Source organism: Actinomyces sp. oral taxon 175 str. F0384, from assembly GCF_000223355.1.
Taxonomy (GTDB): Bacteria; Actinomycetota; Actinomycetes; order Actinomycetales; family Actinomycetaceae; genus Actinomyces; species Actinomyces oris.
Window position 1 is genome coordinate 238,336 of the sequence record NZ_AFUR01000001.1, and the last position, 22,546, is coordinate 260,881.

Here is a 22,546-nt window from a genome sequence, read left to right on the forward strand (position 1 = left end):
CCAACGTCTGAGCGTCTATCGTGTGCCCCATGCCATTTCCATCACTGCGTAGGGCTGCGGTTACCTACGCATCAGCCAGGATCGCGAGACGGACGGGCTCGCTATCGACCGCCAGTGTGAGGATTGTGAGAACTACGGCCCGGTCCGGTGCTGGGTGCTCGTTGAGATCAAGGCGGCCCAGTAGAGGAACTCCATCGACCGAACCAAGGCGAGGCCCGACTATGACCGCATAGTTGCTGGTAGCCGCGCCCGCTGTCGTTACGTCTCGCTCAGCACGATACCAACACCGGCTGGACTTCTCTGGGCTGGACCGTCACGGAGCTCGGGCCGTGGAAGGCCTGCTGAAAGGACTCGCCCGAGTTGCGGCCAATGAGAGGGGCGCCTCGAAGCCGCTCATGAGCCGAGGCTGCAGGTTCGTCGGCTGGCAGATCGCCGCCTGTGGGTCAACGAAAGTCGGCTGCCGCGAGCAGTCCAGAAACAACGGCGGACCGTCGTCGGACAAGGTCATCACGCCCTGTCCCTGAACCACGAGGTGGACAGCCCGCCGGCGAGCGGTCCAAGCGACTGGGGAACGATCATCAGTTGCCGCAACCGTTGTCCACCCCACGTTCGCTGAACCATACGACGAGCAACATCGCCACAACTGTCGGTTCTGGCCACGATAGTCGCCATAGCGAACGGGGGGAACATGTCGGGCTACAGGATCCACCGTCAGGTGACGGAGTTCGGAGAGCATGTGCGCGGGTGGCGCATGGTGCTCGGCCTGACCGCACAGCAGGTCTCCGAGCGGGCTGGTATCACCCGTGACACCCTGCGCAAGATCGAATCGGGCAACCCCAACGTCAGCTTCAACAGCGTCACCCAGGTGCTGCGCGCTCTGGGCATCCTCGACCAGCTTGTCGACGCGGCCGATCCCCTGGCCAGCGACATCGGCCGCCTCCGCGCCGGCCGCCTCACCAGAAAGCGCGCCCGATGATCACTATCGAGATTGTCTCCGATGCCAATGGCTCCCACCGGCTGGTCGGCCAAGCGCACGTCACCCGATCGCGCGGCCAGGTCTCCACAACCTTTCTCTACGACCCCACCTACCTCGCCGAGCGTGAGCATCGGTCACGCACGCGAATCGAGTATCCCCAGGGGCGCTGAAGGAAGCGTCTGTAGGCTGCGCCCGGCCTAGCCTGGCCTGGGCCTGACACAGACCTGGCCCCAAGCCGGACTTGACTGCGCCCCTCTCCCGGGCCGACCGCAGTCCGCCCGCCACACTCATCCCAGGAAGGGAACCCGGCAGCCTCATGACCATCGAGATGATCGTCGCCCTCATCGGCGCCTCGGTTGTCGCCTACGCGATCGCCAACAGATTCCGCCTCATCGCCCCGGTACTTCTCATCGCCTCCGGTGTGGGCATCGCCCTGCTCCCGGTGGGGGAGGAGATGTCCCTGCCCAGCGCCGTGGTGCTCACGATCTTCCTGCCGATCCTCCTGTACTGGGAATCGCTGTCAGTCTCCCTCAACCGCATGCGGCGAAGCCTGCGCGGCATCATCCTCAGCGCCACGGTCCTCGTCGCCATCACAGCCGCCCTCATCACCCTCATCGGCGTCCTCACGGGGCTGAGCGTGGGAGCCGCCCTCCTCATCGGCGCCTGCCTCGGCCCCACCGACGCCACCGCCGTCTCCAGCCTGGGACGAGGCATCAACCCCAACGGCCGCACCATTCTTCAGGCCGAGTCACTCCTCAACGACGGCACCGCCCTGGTCATCTTCGCCATCGCCCTCCAAGCCGCGCAGGACTCCTCCGGCGTCACCGCCGGCCTCGTCGCACATCAGCTCCTTCTATCCTTCGGGGGAGGAATCGGTGCAGGAGTCCTCGTCGGCGCGGCAGTCACGAAGATCGGCATCCGGGTCCGCACCATCACCGACGACCCCATGCTGGCGACGATCACCGCCCTGGCAACCCCTTTCGTTACCTTCTTCCTCGCTGAGGAGATCGGCGGCTCGGGCGTGCTCGCCGTCGTCACCTGCGGAATCGTCATCTCCCGCTTCGCCGCGCCGCACATGTCCCTGGGCTCGCGAGTCCTCGGCATCCCCTTCTGGACGATCCTCACCCACATCCTCAACACCATCCTCTTCGTCATGGTGGGAGTGGCACTCCCCGGCATCGTCGCCGAGCTCCCTCACGCCGACCTCGTGCGCGGCCTCATCCTCATCCCCATCATCTACATCGCCATGGTCGCGGGAAGATTCGCAGGCCAGCACCTCATCATCTACTCCATCCGCGCCCTCGACCGCCGCCCCGAGCAGCGCCTGCGCCGCACCAATTTCCGCGGCCGCGTCGTCTCCACGGTCGCCGGCTTCCGCGGCGCGATCTCACTTGCGATGGCGTTGTCCATCCCCGTCTCCTTCGACGGCGCCGCCTACGCCGAGCGCAACCTCATCATCCTCGTCGTCGCCGGCGCGACCCTCCTGTCCCTCCTCATCCAGGGCCTCGCCCTGCCCTACGTGGTCCGCTGGGCCAACGCCAGGCCCTCGGCCGGCACGCAGACCGCCGAGTCCGTCGAGTCGCAGGAGACCGAGGCCCTCGCCGAGATCCTCGCCGACGCCATCAGTCAGCTCGATGCCATCGCCGAACGCGCGGGCGTCGACGACGACGCAGCCATCGAGGCGGTGCGCGCCGACTATGCACGTCGTCACCAGTCCGTGCTCAACTCGGCCACAGAGAGCGAGGCGGATGTGTACTGCGGCCCGGAAAGCGCCCTGCGGCTCGCCGTCATCGAGCACCTGCGCGAGCGCGTACACGGCCTGCGCTTCTCTGGCCGCATCGACGACTCCACCGCCTCGCGAGTCAACCGACGCCTTGACGTCGAGACCCTCCACATCAACGGCCCCATCGACGTCGAGTAAACCGGCGACCCGCCGGTCGGTGATATCGATCGCCTCCGTAGCGTTCGCCTCGTCGAAGCGTGTTCGGCGAGTATCTGCGGTCCTGTCACCCCCGCCCGAACCGCACCGGCGCACCTCACCGGAGGTGAACGTCGGTCACGCATGCACGGTGAAGTTGTTGGACTCTCTTGCTGGCGGCTTCGGCAACTCTTGCCACCTTGCCACCATCCGAGGCGAAGGGACCGATACGATACTCCAATGCCGTGTGAAGCCAGGGGAGCGACGGTGAGCGTCAGTGCCGACGAAGCGAGTCGGATGCTGCCAGCGCTCATTGACCGCATCGCCACCAGTCACCATGCCGTCGAGATCGTCTCGAGCAACGGTCGAGCGGTTCTCATGCCTGCTGACGAGTACGCGAGCTGGCAGGAGACCGCCTACCTCTTCCGGTCGACCAAGAATGCCCGTCGTCTGCTCTACGCATACGAACGGGCTCTCACGGGCTCTCGCGCTCGAACCTGACCGCATTGCAGGGGCGCAGGAGGGTGTCGGTGTCCAAATTGGATACAAAGGAGCCCCGGTGTTGCCAGACCGTGAAACAGAACGTTGGAATCATGCGGTTTCTTCTCGCCAGTTCTGTCCCGTTCTGGGCCTTTGTGTCCGATTTGGACACTGTCGGACGCCTCGTTGGTGAGGACGGAGGGCCGCTGGGGCCCTTCAGCAACTCCGGGTCCACCTGGGCTCGATTCTTACCGGCTCACTTCTCCGGAGGCGAGCGTCGGTCATGTATGCCGTCTGCGTTGTCTACGCCACCGGCTGCAGCGGCACGATGTGGTCGAGTTGCTCGCGCAGGGCCTGGCGCTCGAGCCTGAGCTCGAAGTGGCTCTGCAGGTTCATCCAGAGTTCGGCAGAGGTGCCGAAGTACTTGGCCAGGCGTACCGCGGTGTCCGCAGTGATGCCGCGCTTGCCGTGCACGATCTCGTTGATGCGGCGCGGGGGCACGCCGATGGCCGTGGCGAGCTTGTTCTGGGTGATCCCGAACCCCTCGATGAAGTCCTCCATGAGGACCTCGCCCGGGTGAATCGGGTCGATCCGGTCAGCATCAGTGGTAGTCGACGAGCTCGACATCATCCGCACCTCCTTCATGCCAGGTGAAGCAGAGTCGCCACTGGGCGTTGACCCGAATGCTGTACTGGCCACGTCGATCGCCAGTCAGCCGCTCGAGCCGGTTGCCCGGTGGGATGCGCAGGTCTTCGACATCGGCTGCTGCGTGCAGAAGCTCCAGCTTGCGTAGCACGGCGCGCTGGAGCGACCTGTCGAGGGCACGAATGTACTCCTCGCGCCACATTCGCTGGGTCGCCTTGTCCGCGAAGGACCTGATCACAACGACAGGGTATAACGGAGGCCGTTAATAACGCTAGTAGTTAAGAGGGGATAGCAGGGTGGCGATGTTGATCCGGGCGTGTGAGTGCGTCTGGCGGGCCTTGATGCCATCGATTGTCTGCGGTGGCGGCCGATGGCTCATCCGTGGGCTCACAGGTTGATCCTCTTGGTGTTGCGCAGGTGGTTCGGTGTCCAAATCGGATACAAAGGAGGCCCGGCGTTGCCAACCCGGGAAACAGAACGTTGGAATCGTGCGGTTTCTTCTCGCCGGTTCTGTCCCGTTCTAGGCCTTTGTGTCCGATTTGGACATCGCTGGGCGTTCTGCGCCTGAGGAAGGTCGGGCCGCGCTGCTGAGGCGGTCAGCGTCGCCGCGCGGAACAGCACTGAGGGGTGGGACGCGTCGGCGTCCCACCCCTCAGTCAGTGCTCAGAGCCGGCTGGTCGGCTCGTCGCGTGTTCAGTTCTTCGAGCGACGAGCCCGCAGCAGCAGGTACCCACCGACAACCGCGACACCCGCAAGGCCCAAGACCAGCAGCGCGTTGGTCCCCGTGCGAGACAGCCTGCTGCCGGCCTTCGCCGCCTGCGTCGGCGCAGCGCTCGGCGCGCTGGCACCACCGGTCGGCTGCGCCATGGCGCCGTCAGACGGCCGATCAATCTCATCGGGCTCCATGCCCGGCTTCGACGTTGCCGTCGCGCTCCGGCTCGGCGCCGGGCTCGCGCTCGACGACGGCTTCCCCGACTGCGTCGCCGCGGCGGTTGCCTTCGGGTTCGCCACCGACGGCGCTTGACTCGTCGCACCCGGCTTGGGGGCCGAGCTCGGCTGTGCTCCCGGCTTCTCCGACGGCGCGGCGCTCGGCTGCGCACCCGGCGCCTGCGTGGACTCAGCAGAAGGCGCCACCGTCGGGGCCTGCGTCGGCTCAGCGGCCGGAGCAGAGGACGTCTCCGGTGCGGGCGCAGCGGTCGGTGCAGTGCTCGGCTCAGGCGCGGAGCTCGGTGCGGGAGCCTGCGTGGGCTCAGTGCTCGGGGCGGTCGTGGGCTCCGGAGCCGGGGCGCTGCTCGGCTCAGGGGCAGCACTCGGCTCAGGCGCGGAGGACGGTGCCGGGGCCTGAGTGGGCTCGGCGCTCGGCGCGGCCGACGGGGCCGGCTTCTCCGTCGGTGCCGCCGAGGGCGCTGCCGTCGGCGACGGTGCCGGGCTCGGCTCGGCCGGCTTCTGGCCGCACTGCTCGCCGAGCCAGTTCATCGTGAAGTTGCGGTACCAGATGCCGCCGTAGTTCGCGCCGTCATGGGCATCCTCGCTGAGCAGGCCGATGCTGCCATCGGACTGCACCGCGATCGTCGTGTATCCGACGAAGGGCTCGTGGAAGATCTTGCTGGTCGTCCAGGAGGCGCCGTCGTCGCAGGACATCGAGATGGTGCCGCGGTCGCGCGACCACGGCTTCGGGTTCGGCGAGTGGCTCAGCAGCAGCACCTTGGCGCGCGGGTCGTCCGGCGCGGCGTTGGGGAAGGCCCGAATGATCTGGGCGTTGTCCACCGAGTCGGGCAGGTTCTGGTCGGACACCGGCTCGCTCCAGGTCTGCCCGCCGTCGGTGGAGTGGGCCACCTTGCGGAAGCCGGAGCCGTCCGAGGCGCGCGAGTTGAGCATGAGGGAGCCGTCGGAGAGCTCGACGACCTTGTTCTCATCCATGCCGGTCCCGATCGGCGTGCCGGCCTGCCAGGTCTTCCCGTGGTCGTCGGAGTAGACCGAGACGGCTTGCACCGCGCCGCCGGCGGTCCTGATCGTGTACTGCTGCACCAGGCGCCCGGCGTGAGGGCCGTGCTGAATCTGGATGCCCTGGCCTGAGGCCGCGAAGCGCGCGGTCCACGGGTTGTCCTTCGTGATGTCCGCGGTGATCGTGCGGTGCGTCCAGGTCCAGCCGTTGTCCGTGGAGGTCGACACCTCGGCCTGGATGATGCCCCGGTTGTCCGGGTCGGTGCCGGCCTGCGAGCCGCCCCAGCCCTGGTCGTAGGACTTGACGTGGAAGTTGAAGATCGTGCCCGTCTGGTGGTCGACGACGTAGCTCGGGTCGGAGTAGCCGACCTTCTTGCCGGTCTCCGTGCCCTGGTGGATGTAGGTGGGCGCCGACCAGGTCTTGCCGCCGTCGGTGGAGCGGCGCTGGACGATGTGGTTCGGGTTGGGGGCGTCGCTGCCGCCGTTGCCGTTGCCGTTGTCCTTCGGGCGCTCGTCGTAGGAGATGAGCAGGTCCCCGTTGGGGGCGGTGGTGATCGCCGGGATGCGGTAGTTGTCGGTGGCCGTGTTGGGGGCCACGTGCTGAGCCTGGCTCATTGAGGCCGGCAGCTCCGTGCTCGCGTCGGGCGCCGGTGCGGGCGTGGCCTGCGGGTGGTCGCCGACGACGTTGATCGGGTTGCCGGTGGCGGTGAGCGTCTGGAGGGCGGCGCCGTCGGTGCCGGTGGCCGTCAGGGCGATCGACGGCGTCCAGCGGCCGGCGTCGATGTCGGCCTGCGTGATCGTGTGGGTGAGCGGCTTGCAGTTGTAGACGGCGCCCTTGCCCGGCTTGAGGCCGCCCCAGTGGCACTGGCGGCCCAGGTCGTCGAAGGAGGACTCGGTGGCGGCGACGTTGATCGTCTTGTCCGACACCGAGCGCACGCGCACCGTGTAGGTGACGGTGTCGCCCAGCTTGTAGTTCTCCTGGCTCGACGACGGCGTGATCGACTCGACCCGCAGCGAGTTGGCCTTGACCGGGCTCGTCGCGCCCTTGATCGTCTCCGGGGTGCTCAGGGCCTTCCCGGCGTACTCCACGGCCTTGACCTCGTAGGCGATCTGCGGGGTGAAGCCGCCGGCCTTGAGGTCCTCGGCGGTCACCGTATGCGTGGCCAGGCCGGTGCAGTCGGTCTTAGTCGTCCCGGCCGGGACGTTGCGCCACCGGCACTTGGAGACGTTCCCGGACAGGTTCGTCGAGGCCGGGGCGTAGGAGTGGGCCTCGCCGCTGGTGTTGGTGAGGGTGATGTTGAAGGTCATGACGTCGCCGACGGAGTAGAGGCCGTCCGCGGGTGCGTTCACCTGCGTGATGGTGACGTCGGCCAGGCCGTCAGAGGTGGGAACGGCGTGCGCCGGGGGTGCGGCGGCGATCAGGCCGGTGGCGGCCAGTGGCAGGGAGCCCAGGAGGGCCGGCAGGCGCCTCCGGGAAAAAGGACTGTGCGATGTCATAGGTGTTCCGTTCTAGGGTGCCGAGGCGGCCTTGCCTTCAACAGGAGACGTAGACGGTAGATGTCAGACGTCTCACGATAAGGTAACGGAACATCTCGATTCTGCAAAGTCGGGCGAGTCGCCGGATGCCGACCGCTCGGTCCCTGATGGCCCGACCGCTCGACCCCTGTCGCCGCGGCCGCTCGGCCTCTGACGGCGCGGCGCACGCCACACACTTCGACAAAAACTTCAGAAACGACCCGGAGCCGCGTCGTTTCTGAAGTTTTTGTCGGTTTGTCGAAGTCTATGCGCCGGCCAGGAAGTCGCGCAGGATCGCGTCCATCTGCTCGGCCTCAGTTGGGGATGCTGTCACGGTGATGGTGACGGCCATGGTTTCAGGGGTGTGGCGCCGCCGTCGTGAATTCCTAGCACTCGAGCGGTATCTTCGTTTGGTGGGTAGAAGGTCAGCTTCTGCGTGGGGCCCGCAGCCACCTGGGGGACATGTGGGGCGAAGAGTTCAGTGATGGACTTAGCGATGGAACCGCCGCTGGCTATCTTCTCGACATCCGATTTTCGTTTAATGAGGACAGTGAGGATAGTGGTGTCCGGGTATCTCCATACTGCCGCCCAGTTACCGGTTTCCAAAGGGATTGTCACTCCTTCACCTGGGATGCCGTTCAGGGTGAATCGGGTTGCACGCTCCAAGGCTGCCGCTTCTGCGTAGGTGTGAGCGTCGTACAGTGCCGGAACATCCACTTCATCGAGCGCTGTCTTCTGTTGGTATTTAACCTGGAATCCTTCTGCTTCGCCTTTCTGTCCAACGAAGCTATATATATAACATCCGTAGGAGGATCCCAAGGAGGAGTCATTGTTGTGCTCGTAGAAGAACATTTCTACCTGCTGGCCCAGCCTCCGCTCGACGGCCCCTGTGGTCGTGACTTCGCATACTGGAATATTAGCAGCAACGGCGGCCGTGCTTGAGGCGGAGACTCTCGCATTTTTGATGGACTTAATTGTGGAGCAACTACTCAAAAGGAGAAATGTCGTCAAAATGTAGCACAGTGTTCGTAGTGTCGTGGAGCTTTCCTTCATTTAACTCACCCCTGGCTTTTCTCGACTTGCCGCGTCGTTGTGACCGTCTTTGTGGCCATCGGAAGATTTTCCATTAAAATTCTTGGCTAATGTCTCAAATGCAGGATCTCCCGGAACTACAGTTTTCCCGCTAGATGAATTCGCGTCAGGTTTCTCAGACTTTAATTTTTCATGAACGGTGTCGGTCCAAGATTTCACATCTTTCAGGTCCTCTTGTGATGCTTTTGATAAATCAATTCGGTGTTTTCCGTCGCTATTCTCGACGATCCAAGAGTAATTTTCGGAACCTGGCGCAGAGAAGTCATTCTCGTTGAGTAGTTCTGCGTTTGCTGCATCGCGTACAGCGTAGGCCCACATTTGCTCATCGGGATTAGTGTTCATGGTTGACTTAACCTTATCGGCACCGAACACCTTGTCGGTGATGATGGGAGATGTCAGGGTTGTTGTGGCGACGGATGCTCCTATTTGGAACGGAGCGCTAAGTCCGCCCGTAGCCACTGCCGTAAATGCTGTTAAAGCAGCAGAGGAAGCAGCCGTCTTAACGCTGGCATCATTCTCGCTAGCCTTGGTATTATCGTCTGCTCTTACGTCAGCGATGGCAGTAAGGTGGTTAAGTGCGCTCGACCCCTGGGAGTATGCTTGGTTAATGTGTTGGAGTTGCGCTTCCTTGTTTCCGGCATTCTCCGCTATCAGTTCTGCCGATCTTTCGGTTGCATGCTTGGCAATGCCGGCAGCAATTGTTGCAGTTGCATTCTCGTTATCTGCAACACGATAAGTTAATTTATTGAAGTCATCTTCGGTGGTCCTTGGGAGTTTCTCCCCAGTTGATGGATTGACAGCCGAACCGTTGTCCCATGCTTCAGTTAGTTCAGGTGCACAGTTCGCCAGTAACTGTGCGATGTGAACCTTTGCCGCATTGTCGTAGCTGGTGGTTCCCTTCGGATATTTTGCGCGATCCCACGCCCAGTCGTGTGGATTGGCTTGGGGTACATTTGCTGCAATTTCGTGAACGGCAACACCGGCTAGTTGGCGAGCTCTTTCGCTTTCGGAGGGACCGCCAGACGGGTTGGTTGCAGTTGATGATCGTTTGCTGGATGCTGCGGCGATAGCTGAAGTGAGCCCCCCGAATCCGGTCGGATCCCAGCTCCAGTCGTACTTGGTCAATTTATCTACTCGACTTGTGTCAACCTGGCCATTTTTCCCGGAAGGTGCCAGGTATTTCAATGCGGCATCCGCATTGCCTCCCATTGCGTCTAGGACTCCGCTCATTGGGTTGAAGGAGAGCCCCTTCTCGTACATTGCGTAAAATGCTTTGTCCTCATTGGAAAACTTAGCGTTGAGACGTAGAGTCTCGATTTTTCCGGGATCAATTTTTTCTAACCCTTCCGCCATTCTGACGAGAAAGTCGGTGCCGAAGCGTAGGTCGTTGACGTAGTTGCCGTCATTATCGTGGCTTCCGAGTATGTAGTTTAGTGCAACTAGTTGCTTCGCCTCATTTATTTGTTCGGCGCGATAGGTGGTTGGATCCTTCTCGCTATTCTCGCAATCAACGGTTTGAAGTATCTTATCCGACACTTCCTTATTCTTTTCGCTGCTCCATGAACTTGTTGCGGCTGCTAGTATATTTCCGAGAGTTGAAGCAAGTTGTGTATTGAATCCGCTCTCTTCTTTCTGTTGTTCTGAGGCGAATGTAATTGGGAGTTTTGTGATATTCTCCGGTCCAACTCCGTCGATGAAGGCTGTCGCGTAGGAAGACTTATCTTTGTTCGCCTCCATTGAGGCTTGAACTTCACTGGGTGTGCGACCGCTTTTTGGTGTTCCTCCGTTGGCGAGAGTCTGCGCGTCTTTTCCGTCCAGGGCGCCTTGGCTCCAGGCGTCGAACTCGTTCTTTCCTCCTTTAAGCACCGTGTCGGGAACGTTCTCCACGGTTATCGTTCCGCCGTTCATGGTGGCTATGCCATTTTGATTGAGTTCGATGATGCGGTTCATGTCGCTCTCGATTCGATTAGCGCAAGCGCGAACATCATTGATATGGGTGGCAGAGTTATTGCAGAACGTATCAACAGCTTTTGAGGGTGAAGGGTCTCCCAGCCTCTCACTCTCCGTGTCGATGCTCGCTCGGGCACGTCCCGCCTCGTCGGACTTGTCACGAAGCCCCTTGATCTTCTTTTTCAGCTTGTCGGGATTAAGCTTGATGGTGCCCATTTGCGAATCTTTCTTCGGTGCTGGTTGTGATTGAAGTACTAAGGTGTTGGTCGAATTAGTCGTCTTTTAGGGCGTCAGAGTTTATTTCTTGATTGAGTAAGCCGTAAAGATCGGCAAAGTCGCCTGCTAGTTTGTTCAGAGGCTCCTTGACCGAGGCTGCCTCCTGATCTGCGAGAGTGGATGTCCATGTGTCCCCTGCATTGATGCCCTGGGCGTACGTGCTCCCAGGGTTGGCTGCTTCGCCGTTTGGTCCGTCTTCGAAACCCAGGGACCTGGTCTTGGTACCTACAAAGTCGGCAAGCTTCTGAAGATTCTCGCGCTTCTTGGCGTTATCAGACATACATGTCTCCATCAAACTAGTGACCGGTTGATTAGATGTCGTCCACTATATGCGCGGCGGCGAGAACGTTCAAGCGGCTTCAAGGTCAAGTCCTCGCCATCGGGCGCTTCGGAGGCCCGCTGGGTGGCCGGTCCTTCTGGGCTCTCAGGGTGCCCCGGCCAGGAAGTCGCGCAGGATCGCGTCCATCTGCTCGGCCTCGATGAGGAAGCCGTCGTGCCCGTGCAGGGAGGTGATGGTCTCGCGCCTCGCGCCGGGGATGCCGCCGGCCAGCTCCTCGGCCTGGGCGGGCAGGAAGAGTCGGTCGGAGTCCACGTCCACCACGAGCGTGCGCGCCTGCACCCTGGCCAGCGCCGCCTCGATGCCGCCGCGCCCGGTACCGACGTCGTGCACCATCATCGAGTGGGTGACGATGAGGTAGGTGTTGGCGTCGAAGCGCGCCAGCAGCTTGCCGGCGTGGTAGTCCAGGTAGGACTCCACCTGGTAACGCCCGCCCACCGCCGGGTCCTCCTCTCCCTGGTGGCGCCGCCCGAAGCGCTCGTCGAGCTCGGCGGCGCTGCGGTAGGTCGTGTGCGCCAGCGCCCGCGCCAGCCCCAGCCCTCGCACCGGTCCCACCGAGTGGGAGTAGTAGTCGCCGTCGAAGAAGAAGGGGTCGGCCACGATCGCCAGCTCCTGCAGGTGGCACCAGGCCAGCTGGTCGGCGGTCGTCGAGGCGCCGGTGGCCACTAGCGCCAGGTTGCGCACCCGCTGCGGGTGGGTGACCCCCCACTCGATCGCCCGGTGCCCGCCCAGTGAGGCCCCGATGACCAGGTGGAAGACCTCGATCCCCAGGGCGTCGGCCAGGCGCGCCTCGGCCTCGACGGCGTCGCGCGTGGTCAGCCACGGGAAGCGCGACCCCCAGGGGCGCCCGTCCGGCGCCGTCGACGACGGCCCCGTCGAGCCCTGGCAGCCGCCCAGGATGTTGGCGGCCACCACGAAGTAGCGCTCGGTGTCGATGGCCCGCCCCGGCCCCACCAGGTCCGACCACCAGCCCGGCGTCGGGTGCCCGGGCCCCGCCTCACCGGTGACGTGGGAGTCGCCGGTGAGCGCATGCAGCACGAGGACCGCGTTGTCGCGCTGCGGGCTCAGCTCCCCCCAGGTCTCGAAGGCCAGGACCGTGTTGGGCAGGACCTCCCCGGACTCCAGGGGCAGGTCCCCGATCTCCAGGAACCGGCGGTGCCCCGGCTCGTCGCCTGGCCGCCAGGCGCCCGTGGGGGAGCCGGCCTTGCGGTCCACCAGCTTGGAGGAGGCCGTCCCCACGCCGTAGGCGGCCGGCTCGGTCTCGGTGCTGCCGCTGGAGACGGGGTAGGAGGAGGACGTGGTCGCACTCATGACAGACCGCCTCAGGCCCCGGCCGCCGCGCTCGGCTCGCCCGCCCCGACGGCCCGGGCCGCCGCCAGACCGCGCTCGAGGTCGGCCAGGATGTCGTCGATGTGCTCGATCCCCACGCTCAGGCGCACGGTCCCGGCGCTGATCCCGGCCGCGGCCAGGCCGGCGTCGTCGAGCTGGGAGTGCGTCGTGGTGGCCGGGTGGATCGCCAGCGAGCGCACGTCCCCGATGTTGGCCAGGTTGGAGAACAGGCTCAGGGCGTCAATGAAGGCCGCCCCCGCCTCGCGCCCACCGGCCAGGTCGAAGGCGAGGATCGAGCCCGCCCCGCGCGGACAGTACTTGCGGTGCCGCTCGTAGTAGGGGCTGGAGGCCAGCCCCGAGTAGCGCACCGAGGCGACGTCGTCGCGCCCCTCCAGCCAGGTGGCCACCGCCAGAGCGTTGTCCACGTGCCGCTCCATGCGCAGCGAGAGCGTCTCAATGCCCTGGGCGATGAGGAAGGCCGAGTGCGGCGCCAGCGCGAAGCCGAGGTCGCGCTGCCCCTCTGCGCGCGCCTTGAGGATGAAGGCCAGGTTCGCACCCAGCGGGCTGCCCACCCCCAGGTCCCGGGCGTAGACCAGGCCGTGGTAGGACTCGTCGGGCGTGTTGAAGCCCGGGAAACGCTCGGGCTGGGCCGCGAAGTCGAAGCTGCCGGAGTCCACGATCACGCCCGCCACGGAGGAGCCGTGCCCGCCCAGGAACTTCGTCGCCGAGGCCACCACGATGTCAGCGCCCCACTCGAAGGGGCGGGTCAGGAAGGGTGAGGCCACCGTGTTGTCCACGACCAGCGGGATGCCCAGCTCGTGCGCGGCCGCCGAGATCGCCTCGATGTCGAGGATGTCGCCGCGCGGGTTGGGGATCGTCTCCCCGAAGAAGGCGACGGTGCGCTCATCGGCCAGCGTCGCCCAGGCCGCCGGGTCGCCCGGGTCGTCCACGAAGCGGGTCTCGATGCCCAGGCGCGGCAGGGTGTGGGTGAGTAGGTTCGTGGTGCCGCCGTACAGGGAGGGCGAGGCCACGATGTTGTTCCCGGCCCCGCCCAGCGTCACGAGGGCCAGGGTCGTGGCCGCCTGTCCCGACGACGTCAGCAGCGCCCCGACGCCGCCCTCCAGGGCCGCGATCCGCTGCTCGACGATGTCGTTGGTGGGGTTGTTCAGGCGCGTGTAGATCGGGCCGAGGTCACTCAGGGCGAAGCGGGCGGCCGCCTGCTCGGCCGACTCGAAGACGTAGGAGGAGGTCTGGTAGATCGGGATGGCCCGGGCGTGGGCGGGCTCGGCCAGGGGGTCGTGCCCGGCCTGGACCTGCTTGGTCTCGAAGCGCCAGCCCGCCGGGCTGGTGGGGGAGGGGATCGGCTCCGCGCTCTGGGGGGTGGCCTCGGGGGCGGTGGGGTGCTGGTCGGTCATGAGGGCTCCTTGGTGATTCCCGGTGACCGGCGGCGATGTCAGCGTCACGAGCGGTGCCTGCCTCGCGCCGGCGGTTGCGGCGCGCTGGTGGGCGGCTGCCCGGGGCCCGCTGGGGCCGGCGTCGGAGCCGGTCCGGCTGCAGGAGGGGGCGAGGCGTCGTGCTGCTGAGTCGTCCGCCGTCACCGTTGCTGCAACTTCTGTGATGGTGCGGGTGAGGGCGGGGACGCGCACGTGGGCCGACGGCGGCGTGCGCGTCAGCTGCGCATTCGCCCCGTGGTGGGGGTGTCCGGCCGAAGGGCCTCAGGACGACGGAACATGCTCCGACTTTAGCGGTTTCCTCCGCGGGTGGTCCAAACGGGCGTCCGCCACGCGGCCGCGGTGAGAGCTCGGTGCGGGTGCGGCGTCGGTGCGGTGCCCTCGCGGCGCCCCCTTGACGCGGGGTGGTGCCGGCGCGGTCGACCGCCTTGCCTAAGCGACGATCCGGCCGTTTAAACCCGCGACGACCTGCACAAACGGTCGTTTGTGCTGGATGCCATATCGATCACAGAAATATGACGACGGCTGGGAGCCCCGCCAATGCAGGCACAACCCCCTAACTACAGGGGCGTAAGTTACGATTGTGAATAGTGTGAAATCTGTTTTCAGGTGGGACCAAAGCGACTAGTGTGGCTTTGTCGCATCCGGGCTGACGCTGCCTGCCGTCTTGGTCCCCTGATCCGCTCCGCGCCCCCTGATTCCGCGGAACGGATCCCGACGGCGGGCCGACGTCGGTCCCCGGGTGAGGCGTCATCCTCACGTTCAGCCCCATCACGACGGAGAACCCCTGTGAGCCCGATCCCCTCAAGACGGCACGGACACGGTGTCGTCGCCACCGCAGTCGTGGCCCTGGCATGCACCCTGGCGCCGTCGGTGCTGGCCGACCCCGTGGACCAGAGCGATATCGATCGCTCCAAGGCCTCCGAGCGCTCGACCTCCACCTCCATCGCCTCCCTGGAGGCCCGGCTCGCCCAGGAGAGCAGCAACCTGGAGGAGGCACAGATCAAGGCCCAGGCCGCCAATGAGGACTACCTGGCCGCCGTCGACGAGCTCAACAAGGCCACCAAGGACGCCCAGACCGCCCAGGCCAACGCCGACTCCGCCGCCTCCAGCACTACGTCGGCCCGCTCCGACCTCGGCTCGATCGTCGTGCAGACCTACCAGGAGAGCGGCAACCCGCTCGACCCGCTCACCCCGTACCTGACCAGCGAGTCGCTGGCGGACCTGGCCGACGCCGACGTCGCCCTGACCCGAGCCGGGGAGAAGAACAACGCCAAGGTCCAGAACGTCGAGGCCCTCGAGGCGGTGGCCACGAGTATGCAGACCATCGCCGACCAGAAGGTCAAGGCCAAGGAGGCCGCCAAGACCTCCGCCGAGACCGCCAAGACCGACGCCGAGACCGCCGCCAACGAGGCCCAGAGCGCCGTCACCACCACCCGCACCAACCGCCAGAGCCTCATCACTCAGCTGGCCGCGCAGCGCAACACCACCGTCGAGCTCGAGACGAAGTACCAGAACCAGGTCGAGGCCGAGCGCAAGGCCCGCGAGGAGGCCGCCGCCCAGGCCGCAGCCAAGGCGGCCTCGGAGAAGGCCGCCGCCGACCTCGCCCAGAAGCAGGCCGAGCAGGCCGCCGCCCAGCCTCAGGAGTCGGCCCCCGCTCCCCAGGAGCAGGCGAGCCGGCCCAGCCCGGGCCAGCAGCCCTCGGCCCAGGAAGCCGCCACCACCTCCCAGCCGGAGCCCGAGGCAGCCGAAGAGGAGACCGCACCTGCACCTGCACCCGCACCGGCCCCGGAGCCTGCGCCCGCGCCGTCGCGTTCCGGGAGCGCCGCCTCCACTGCCATCAACGCGGCCATGGGCTACCTCGGCACCCCCTACGTGTGGGCCGGGGAGTCGGCCGCGGGCCTGGACTGCTCCGGGCTGACGATGGTCTCCTACGCGGCCGCCGGCGTGGAGCTCACGCACTCCTCACGCGTGCAGTACGGGGAGGGCTCCCTGGTTCCGCTCGACGCCGCCCAGCCCGGGGACCTGGTCTTCTGGTCCTCCGACGGCAGCCAGTCCGGCATCTACCACGTCGCCATCTACCTGGGCGACGACACGATGATCGAGGCGCCGACCTTCGGCATGACCGTGCGCGTCACCTCCATGCGCTACTCCGGCATCATGCCCTACGCGGTGCGCCTCTAAACCTCTTAAGCGGGGCGGGGCGGAGCGCATATGACGCCCCGCCCCGCCCCGTGCGGTTGGTGCGTGTCAGTGGCCCTCGCGGGCGACGCGGTCGGCCTCGCGCCGGAAGGACTGACGGATCTCCTCCTCGGCCTCCTCGCGGCCCACCCAGTGGGCGCCCTCGACGGACTTGCCGGGCTCGAGGTCCTTGTAGACCTCGAAGAAGTGCTGAATCTCCAGGCGGTGGAACTCCGAGACGTCCTCGATGTCGGTACGCCAGGAGGCGCGCTGGTCGGCGCTGGGCACGCACAGGACCTTGTCGTCGCCGCCCTTCTCGTCGCGCATGCGGAACATGCCCAGCGCACGGCAGCGGATGACGCAGCCGGGGAAGGTCGGCTCCTCCAGCAGGACCAGCGCGTCCAGGGGGTCGCCGTCCTCGCCGAGGGTCCCGTCGATGTAGCCGTAGTCGTCGGGGTAGCGCGTCGAGGTGAAGAGCATGCGGTCCAGGCGGATTCGACCGGTCTCGTGATCGATCTCGTACTTGTTGCGGTTGCCCTTGGGGATCTCAATCGTGACGTCGAACTCCACGGGGAGCCTCCTTCGCTCGTGTCTTCAGCTCGTTGGGCGCTGGAGCGGCGCCTGGTGGTCGGCGTCGATCCGGCGGGGCGGGTATTGATGGCACTAGTGTGGCGCACGACAGCGCCTGAGGTCGGTAAACGCGTACTCTGCACGTCGGTGCACGGGTGGCAGTAACCTCCTGGGCGCCCCACCTACTTGATATACAGGCCATCCCAGCCTGTCCACAACCCAGTCCGGAGGACGTATGCGCAAGGTCCAGACCGCTGCCCTGACGGCGGCGAGCCTGCTGGTTTTCAGCGGCTACTACAGCCTGGGCGATGCTCTCGACCTGCTGCCCGGCCCGGTGACGGTCGCCTATGCCGACGTCGCCCCCCGGCCCTTCCCGACGCCGGCCGCCCCCAGCGCCAAGACCGCCGCCCCCTCCGGCCTGGACCAGGGGGCTCCCATGCCCTCCAAGACCGCCCTGAACGGCTACATCCAGGGAGTGGTCTCCGACGCCGCCCTGACCGGAGGGAACGTGACGGCCTCCGTCGTCGACATCGCCACCGGCGAGGAGCTGCTGGACCGCTCGGCCGCCTCCGGGGTGACGCCGGCCTCCACCAACAAGGTGCTCACCGCCTGGGCCGCCCTGTCCTCCATGGGCCCGGGCCACACCCTCCAGACCAAGGCCGTCCTGGAGGGACAGACCCTCACCCTCGTGGGCGGCGGCGACGTGCTGCTGGCCGAGAACGAGGGCAACCCGAGCGCCACGGCCGGTCACGCGGGCCTGGGCGACCTCGCCCGCGCCACCGCCGAGAAGCTCAAGTCCCAGGGGGTGACGTCGGTCTCCCTGAGACTGGACGACACCCTGTTCACCGGCCCTCAGTGGAACGAGAAGTGGGAGGCCGGCAACGAGCAGTACGTGGCCAAGATCCAGCCGATCATGGTGGATGTCTCGGCCACCCAGAACCAGGGCTATCCGGAGGACCCGGCCATGGAGGCCGCCCAGGCCTTCGCCAAGCACCTGAGTGAGGCCGGCATCACGGTCGACGGCGAGCCGACGCGTGCCGCAGCCTCCGGCAGCGCCCGGGAGGTGGCCTCGGTCTCCTCCGCCCCGCTGTCCGACATCCTCGCCGTGTCGCTTAAGACCTCTGACAACACGATGACCGAGGTCGAGGGGCGGCTCGTGGCCGCGCATGCCAAGGAGACCACCGACTTCGCCGGGGCCTCCAAGGCCGTGCTCGCCCAGCTGAGCAAGGACGGCTTCGACACCTCCGGGGTGACGCTCCTGGACTCCTCCGGGCTGGCCAAGGGCAACAAGGTCCCCGCCAGGCTCCTGACCCAGATCATGACCAAGGCCGCCGGAGGCGAGGGCGGCTCGGCCGGACGCACCCTCATCGCCGACCTGCCCGTCGCCGCCCTGGACGGCACCCTGGGCAAGCGTCTGCACGACACCGCCGCGGCCGGGACGGTGCGCGCCAAGACCGGCTCGCTGGAGCAGACCGCCTCCCTGGCTGGGGTCGTCACCACCGCCGACGGGCGCCAGCTGGCCTTCGCGGTCATGACCAACGGCTTCCCCACCAACGGCGGTGGGGCACCCGCAGCCGCAGCCGCGATCGACAACCACTTCGTGGCGCCCCTGGCCTCGTGCGGATGCTCGTAAGGGGTGCGGCGGCGTGTTCAGCGCAGCGGCGAAGGGTATGGGCTCAGACAGTCCGGTGAACTCGGCGAGAAAGGTGTCACGGTGACGACCCAGGGCACAGCGGCGGGACTCGTCGACTGGCGGACGGTGGAGCGCCTGACCGCGCTCATCCCGGCGGGCCCCAGCGCCTCGCGCTCGGCGCGCGCCAGCTCGGTGGCGGTCCTGCGCCGCTCCGCCCAAGAGGCACCGGCCTGGGTCGCCAGGATCACCGGCCTGAACCGGGCGGCCCAGCAGGTCGCCGAGACCACCCGCGTGAGCGTCGTCGACCGGGCAGGGCTCGTGCGCGCCTCGAGTCGGGCACTGCGCGGCCTCATGGAGCAGGTGCCCGCCCCGCCGGCCTCAGAGGCGATCCAGCTCGTCGGGGCCGCCGAGGTTGCCGGGGCGATGAGCCTGCTGGCCACCCGGCTCCTGGGACAGGTGGTGCCCGCTGCTCCGAGCGGGACCGGCGGTCACGGGGGCGGTGCCTCCGGCTCGGCTCGCCCCTCCGGCGAGGGGGACGGTGAGGGCGACGGCGAGAGGAACGACGTCGTGGTGCCCGCGGCCCCACCGGCCTGTGACGTGATAACAGGCGCAGGCTGGGATGGGGCGGCGTCGCCGCACCTCCTGCTCGTGGCCCCCAACGTGCTGGCGGTGCGCCGCCAGATGGACCTGGACATGCTCGACCTGCCCGCCTGGGTCTGCCTGCACGAGATGACCCACGCCGTCCAGCTGGCCGCCGCGCCCTGGCTCGGCCCCTACCTGTCGGACTCCATGCGCATGGTGATCGGCGCCGTCGTCGAGGCCGCATACGGCGGTGCCGACGGTGCCCGAAGCGCCGGCGGCGGGAGCCGGCAGGAGCGGAGGAGTCGGCCGCGGCGAGGCCGGGCGGTGCGCCCTGCGGCGCGCGCCGGCCGCGGGCGGGTGCTCGAAGGTCTGATGAACGTCACGGATCGCGCCGAGGTCGCCTCCCTGGCGGCCGCGCTGACCTTCCTGGAGGGACACGCCGAGGTGGTCCTCGATGACGTGCACCCCAACCGGATGCCCTCGGTCCACCGGCTGCGGGCCGTGCTCTCGCGCAGCCGCGCGGCCGACGGCGGCATCGGCCCCGGTCCCGGACTGGGCTCGCTCCTGCTGCACCGGCTCATGGGGCTGGAGGCCAAGGAGGCCCAGTACGCCGACGGCGCCGCCTTCGTGCGCAGCGTCGTGACCCGCATCGGGCACGAGGGGCTCAACGCGGTGTGGGCCGATCCCGAGCTGCTGCCCACGCCGGCTGAGCTCGCCCGCCCCGACGTGTGGGTACGTCGCGTCAGCTGACGTGTCAGGCCGGGGCCCGTTGTGGCAGGCTTATGGCGTCGGCGCGGACCGGTGGCCTCCCCGGCCCCGGTGGGCCCGCGCAGCCATGACGACACATGAGGAAGGCAGGGCGTATGGACGCCACGGACATGGGATCGGACCTTCAGCAGGTTCTCATCACCGAGGAGCAGATCGGGCAGCGCCTCGATGAGATGGCCGCGCAGATCGACGCGGACTACGTGGGCCGTGACCCTCTGCTCGTCGGTGTGCTCAAGGGGGCCGTCTACGTCATGGCGGACCTGTCTCGCCGGCTGCACATGAGCGCCCCGATGGACTGGATGGCGGTGTCCTCCTACGGCTCGGGCACCAAGTCCTCCGGCGTCGTGCGCATCCTCAAGGACCTGGACACCGACGTCACTGACCGTCACATCCTCATCGTTGAGGACGTCATCGACTCCGGGCTGACCCTGTCCTGGCTGGTGGGCAACCTGTCCTCGCGCGGTGCGGCCTCAGTGGAGATCGCCACGCTGCTGCGCAAGCCCGACGCCGCCAAGGTCGAGGTGGACGTCAAGTACGTCGGCTTCGATATTCCTACGGAGTTCGTCGTCGGCTACGGGCTGGACTACGCCGAGCGGTACCGCAACCTGCCGTTCATCGGTACGCTGCGCCCTGAGGTCTACGGGGGCTGACTGACCCAGGTCAACCTTGACGCAACCTGGGGGCCAGGCGGAAAAATAACGGGATGTGGCGCCTGGGCGCCGTCGTCGGACGGTGGTCAAGGGGTCCCGGAACTGCGATCTTCCCCCTTTTCAAGGTGGTCGGAGTCGCGTACGTTACGTTAAGATAACAAGTGTAGGTCGCTGGTGGATGCTCTCTCCCGGCGGGTGACGTGGAAGGACTGTTGGTAACAGTGAAGAAGACTGTGCGTCGACGCGCCCCGAGGCTGGTCGGCCTCGCCGGCGCGGTGGTGCTGTCGTCCTCGCTGAGCTTCCCCGTGATGGCTCCGGTGGCGGCCGAGCCGACCTCCGGCGGCACATTTAATACGGTCGCTGAGATGGCGCAGGCCAGCGGGGCTTCCGGCACCCTGACCACCCTCGGTGACGAGGCGCCCGGTGACGGCGGTGGCCTGACCTACGACGTGCAGAGCACGAGTCCCGAGGGCGCGCTGGGTGCCGTCTCGGTCATGCTGGCCGATGGTCAGTGGGCCGTGCCGCAGGGGCTCCCGGCCGGCCCGGCCGTTGGCGCGGACGGTACCGCCGCCAACGACGTCGTGGCCCGGACCCAGTCCTTCGTCAACGCCGGCGGGTCCCTGGTGTCGGATGCGTCGCGGCCCACGCCGCTGTCGGGCGCGAACGTGCACGCCGGCGGCTCCGCCCCGTACGCGATCACCTCCTCAGCGCTGGTGGGCATGGTCCTCTCCGGCTGGGACTACTCGCACACCACGTATGCGGCGGACCAGAACACTCAGGTCGGCTACCGGGCCGAGGTCGGGCAGGACCTCTCCGGGGGCTGGAAGCCGGACGACCTGGCCGGCTGGTTCCACTCCCAGGGGCGCCTGTGGCTGAACACGGACGGCTCGATCAGCCCCGGGGACATTGTCTTCTTCTCCAACCCCTTGCCCGGGGGGCAGGGCGAGTCCGGCTCGGCTCCCGCCCAGTCCACGGTGTTCGGGAACGTCTACGACGTCGGCATCTACGTCGGTAACAACCAGGTGGTGCGGGCCTCGATGGGGACGGCCCAGGCGCAGACCCTGGACGCGCAGACTATGGCCGAGGTGGCTCTCGTGGCGCGCCCGCAGTGGTCCGCCCCCGCTGGTGGCGCGCCCGCCCCGGCGGATCAGCAGCGCGCCGGCGCCGGCGGCGGCAGTGCGGGTGCCGGGAGTGGCGCTGCGACGCCGGCCCCGGAGGCCTCGGCGTCGGCCTCGTCCCAGGCGAAGCCTCAGCAGGGCCCGGCCGCGGGGGCCCCGTCCTCCAATGGCGGCTCCGTGCCGGACGGCGCGAGCGCCGGCTCGCAGTCCTCGAGCGGGGCCGGGAGCAGCGACCACAACGAGGTCGTGGTGGGTGCTGGTAGCAGCCAGGACTCGAAGGGGCGCACGAGCGCCGCTGAGCGGCCTTCGGCCCAGAGCGTTCGGGAGCGGTGGCTGCCGGTGACGGGTGTGGCGATCGGCGTGCTGTCCGTGGCCGCGATCCTGCTGTCTGCCGGCCTCATCGTCCTGCGCCTGCGCCGCGCCTGAAGCGGGGGCGGTGCGTGGGGCGGCTTGGCTGGGCTGCCGGCCCGGCGGCCTGGTCGCATGACTGTCTGCCCGCTCGTGGGCGGGTGACGAGTGGGCGTGAGTGGGCGGCTTCCGAGTTTCTCGGGGCCGCTCGCTTTTGTTTGCGTCTGCTTGGTCGGTTCCTGCGGTAGAGGTGTTTCGGCTGCGTGACGTTCGCTGGAGTCCTGGGAGCTCACCTGGCATGAATCCACCTGGGGTGGAGGCCTTGGTTGCCGTCGAGGAGGACGGCGCCCGTGGTGGCGGGGTGGTTCGGGTCGGCTCGGAGGGCCTGTTCAAGGGACTGGCGGTCGGACCGGCCGTTTTTCGGCGCTGTTGGCAGCCACTGCACGGCAAGCCCCGTAAATAGGCGCTTCTGGTGCTGGGTGCTTTCTGACGGTACGTTTCCACCCAGAGTATTTGGAAGAAAGTAAGTCTTAATGCACCTTCTGGTGCTGGGTGCTTTCTGACCCCTGCCTCTGGGAACGGCGTCGTTGCGCCACTCCCAGGGGCTGGAGCGCCACCGGCTCCGCAAGCACCCCGCGGGACCGGCCAGCACCGCCCCTATTTAACCACCTTTCGGCGTCCTGACGCCAAGCGCCACCGACACCCCCTCAGACACCTTCAGCCACCAACTTCCAACGACGTCAAGCCAAAAAACGACCTTCCTGAATGTAGCTGTCGACACGT

At 66.8% G+C, this 22,546-nt stretch carries 18 protein-coding genes; 9 read left to right on the forward strand and 9 right to left on the reverse strand.

The window, feature by feature from the left end; translation table 11 throughout:
* Positions 1 to 715 precede the first annotated feature (715 nt).
* The 4 genes from HMPREF9058_RS00950 (at position 716) to HMPREF9058_RS00960 (ending at position 3,395) form a co-directional block, all read left to right on the forward strand.
* A complete protein-coding gene (locus HMPREF9058_RS00950; protein WP_010614411.1) occupies positions 716 to 976 on the forward strand; it encodes a helix-turn-helix domain-containing protein in 261 nt (86 codons plus the stop codon).
* Entirely contained in the window at positions 973 to 1,146 is a 174-nt protein-coding gene (locus HMPREF9058_RS13290; protein WP_254654018.1) for a hypothetical protein, read from the forward strand. The genes HMPREF9058_RS00950 and HMPREF9058_RS13290 overlap by 4 nt, the downstream gene beginning before the upstream one ends.
* A 146-nt stretch (positions 1,147 to 1,292) precedes the next feature.
* Positions 1,293 to 2,897 (forward strand): Na+/H+ antiporter, encoded by a 1,605-nt coding sequence (locus tag HMPREF9058_RS00955; RefSeq protein WP_009747423.1) that lies wholly within the window; start codon positions 1,293 to 1,295, stop codon positions 2,895 to 2,897.
* A 264-nt stretch (positions 2,898 to 3,161) separates the two neighbouring features.
* On the forward strand, positions 3,162 to 3,395 hold the full coding sequence (locus HMPREF9058_RS00960; protein ID WP_009405635.1) for a type II toxin-antitoxin system Phd/YefM family antitoxin: 234 nt from the start codon (positions 3,162 to 3,164) through the stop codon (positions 3,393 to 3,395).
* A gap of 282 nt (positions 3,396 to 3,677) precedes the next feature.
* Here HMPREF9058_RS00960 and HMPREF9058_RS00965 read toward each other — a convergent pair whose 3' ends face one another.
* The 8 genes from HMPREF9058_RS00965 to HMPREF9058_RS00985 form a co-directional block, all read right to left on the reverse strand.
* Positions 3,678 to 4,001 carry a HigA family addiction module antitoxin gene (locus tag HMPREF9058_RS00965; protein WP_009406314.1) on the reverse strand — a complete coding sequence of 108 codons (324 nt, stop codon included), beginning with the start codon at positions 3,999 to 4,001 and terminating at the stop codon, positions 3,678 to 3,680.
* Complete coding sequence (locus HMPREF9058_RS00970) at positions 3,976 to 4,257, reverse strand: type II toxin-antitoxin system RelE/ParE family toxin (RefSeq protein WP_009406259.1); 282 nt, start codon at positions 4,255 to 4,257, stop codon at positions 3,976 to 3,978. Before HMPREF9058_RS00970 ends, HMPREF9058_RS00965 begins: the two co-directional genes overlap by 26 nt.
* Before the next feature lie 455 nt (positions 4,258 to 4,712).
* Positions 4,713 to 7,460: a sialidase family protein gene (locus tag HMPREF9058_RS00975; RefSeq protein ID WP_009405803.1), complete on the reverse strand. Its 2,748-nt coding sequence runs from the start codon at positions 7,458 to 7,460 to the stop codon at positions 4,713 to 4,715.
* Between the two features lie 348 nt (positions 7,461 to 7,808).
* Positions 7,809 to 8,531 (reverse strand): hypothetical protein, encoded by a 723-nt coding sequence (locus tag HMPREF9058_RS12885; RefSeq protein ID WP_254654019.1) that lies wholly within the window; start codon positions 8,529 to 8,531, stop codon positions 7,809 to 7,811.
* Positions 8,532 to 10,736 carry a DUF6571 family protein gene (locus HMPREF9058_RS13295; protein ID WP_009405871.1) on the reverse strand — a complete coding sequence of 735 codons (2,205 nt, stop codon included), beginning with the start codon at positions 10,734 to 10,736 and terminating at the stop codon, positions 8,532 to 8,534. It lies immediately after the preceding gene.
* A 55-nt stretch (positions 10,737 to 10,791) separates the two neighbouring features.
* A complete protein-coding gene (locus tag HMPREF9058_RS12890; protein ID WP_009747397.1) occupies positions 10,792 to 11,076 on the reverse strand; it encodes a hypothetical protein in 285 nt (94 codons plus the stop codon).
* 144 nt (positions 11,077 to 11,220) lie between these two features.
* A complete protein-coding gene (locus HMPREF9058_RS00980) occupies positions 11,221 to 12,444 on the reverse strand; it encodes a homoserine O-acetyltransferase (RefSeq protein WP_009406090.1) in 1,224 nt (407 codons plus the stop codon).
* Positions 12,445 to 12,455: 11 nt separating this feature from the next.
* Positions 12,456 to 13,877: an O-acetylhomoserine aminocarboxypropyltransferase/cysteine synthase family protein gene (locus HMPREF9058_RS00985; RefSeq protein ID WP_009747612.1), complete on the reverse strand. Its 1,422-nt coding sequence runs from the start codon at positions 13,875 to 13,877 to the stop codon at positions 12,456 to 12,458.
* An 825-nt stretch (positions 13,878 to 14,702) separates the two neighbouring features.
* Here HMPREF9058_RS00985 and HMPREF9058_RS00990 point away from each other — a divergent pair.
* Complete coding sequence (locus tag HMPREF9058_RS00990; RefSeq protein WP_009406233.1) at positions 14,703 to 16,097, forward strand: NlpC/P60 family protein; 1,395 nt, start codon at positions 14,703 to 14,705, stop codon at positions 16,095 to 16,097.
* Between the two features lie 66 nt (positions 16,098 to 16,163).
* Here the strand turns inward: HMPREF9058_RS00990 and HMPREF9058_RS00995 are convergent, their stop codons facing one another.
* Positions 16,164 to 16,664, reverse strand: a complete 501-nt coding sequence (locus tag HMPREF9058_RS00995) for an inorganic diphosphatase (RefSeq protein ID WP_003789087.1) — start codon at positions 16,662 to 16,664, stop codon at positions 16,164 to 16,166.
* A 235-nt stretch (positions 16,665 to 16,899) separates the two neighbouring features.
* Here HMPREF9058_RS00995 and dacB point away from each other — a divergent pair, with 235 nt between their 5' ends.
* From dacB to HMPREF9058_RS01015, 4 genes are all read left to right on the forward strand, one after another.
* A complete protein-coding gene (dacB, locus tag HMPREF9058_RS01000) occupies positions 16,900 to 18,297 on the forward strand; it encodes a D-alanyl-D-alanine carboxypeptidase/D-alanyl-D-alanine-endopeptidase (RefSeq protein ID WP_009405423.1) in 1,398 nt (465 codons plus the stop codon).
* Between the two features lie 81 nt (positions 18,298 to 18,378).
* Positions 18,379 to 19,629, forward strand: a complete 1,251-nt coding sequence (locus HMPREF9058_RS01005; protein ID WP_009406066.1) for a zinc-dependent metalloprotease — start codon at positions 18,379 to 18,381, stop codon at positions 19,627 to 19,629.
* A gap of 113 nt (positions 19,630 to 19,742) precedes the next feature.
* Positions 19,743 to 20,297, forward strand: coding sequence for a hypoxanthine phosphoribosyltransferase (hpt, locus tag HMPREF9058_RS01010; protein ID WP_009405595.1), 555 nt, complete (start codon positions 19,743 to 19,745; stop codon positions 20,295 to 20,297).
* 221 nt (positions 20,298 to 20,518) lie between these two features.
* A complete protein-coding gene (locus HMPREF9058_RS01015) occupies positions 20,519 to 21,841 on the forward strand; it encodes a hypothetical protein (RefSeq protein ID WP_009406113.1) in 1,323 nt (440 codons plus the stop codon).
* The last annotated feature ends 705 nt before the right edge of the window (positions 21,842 to 22,546 follow it).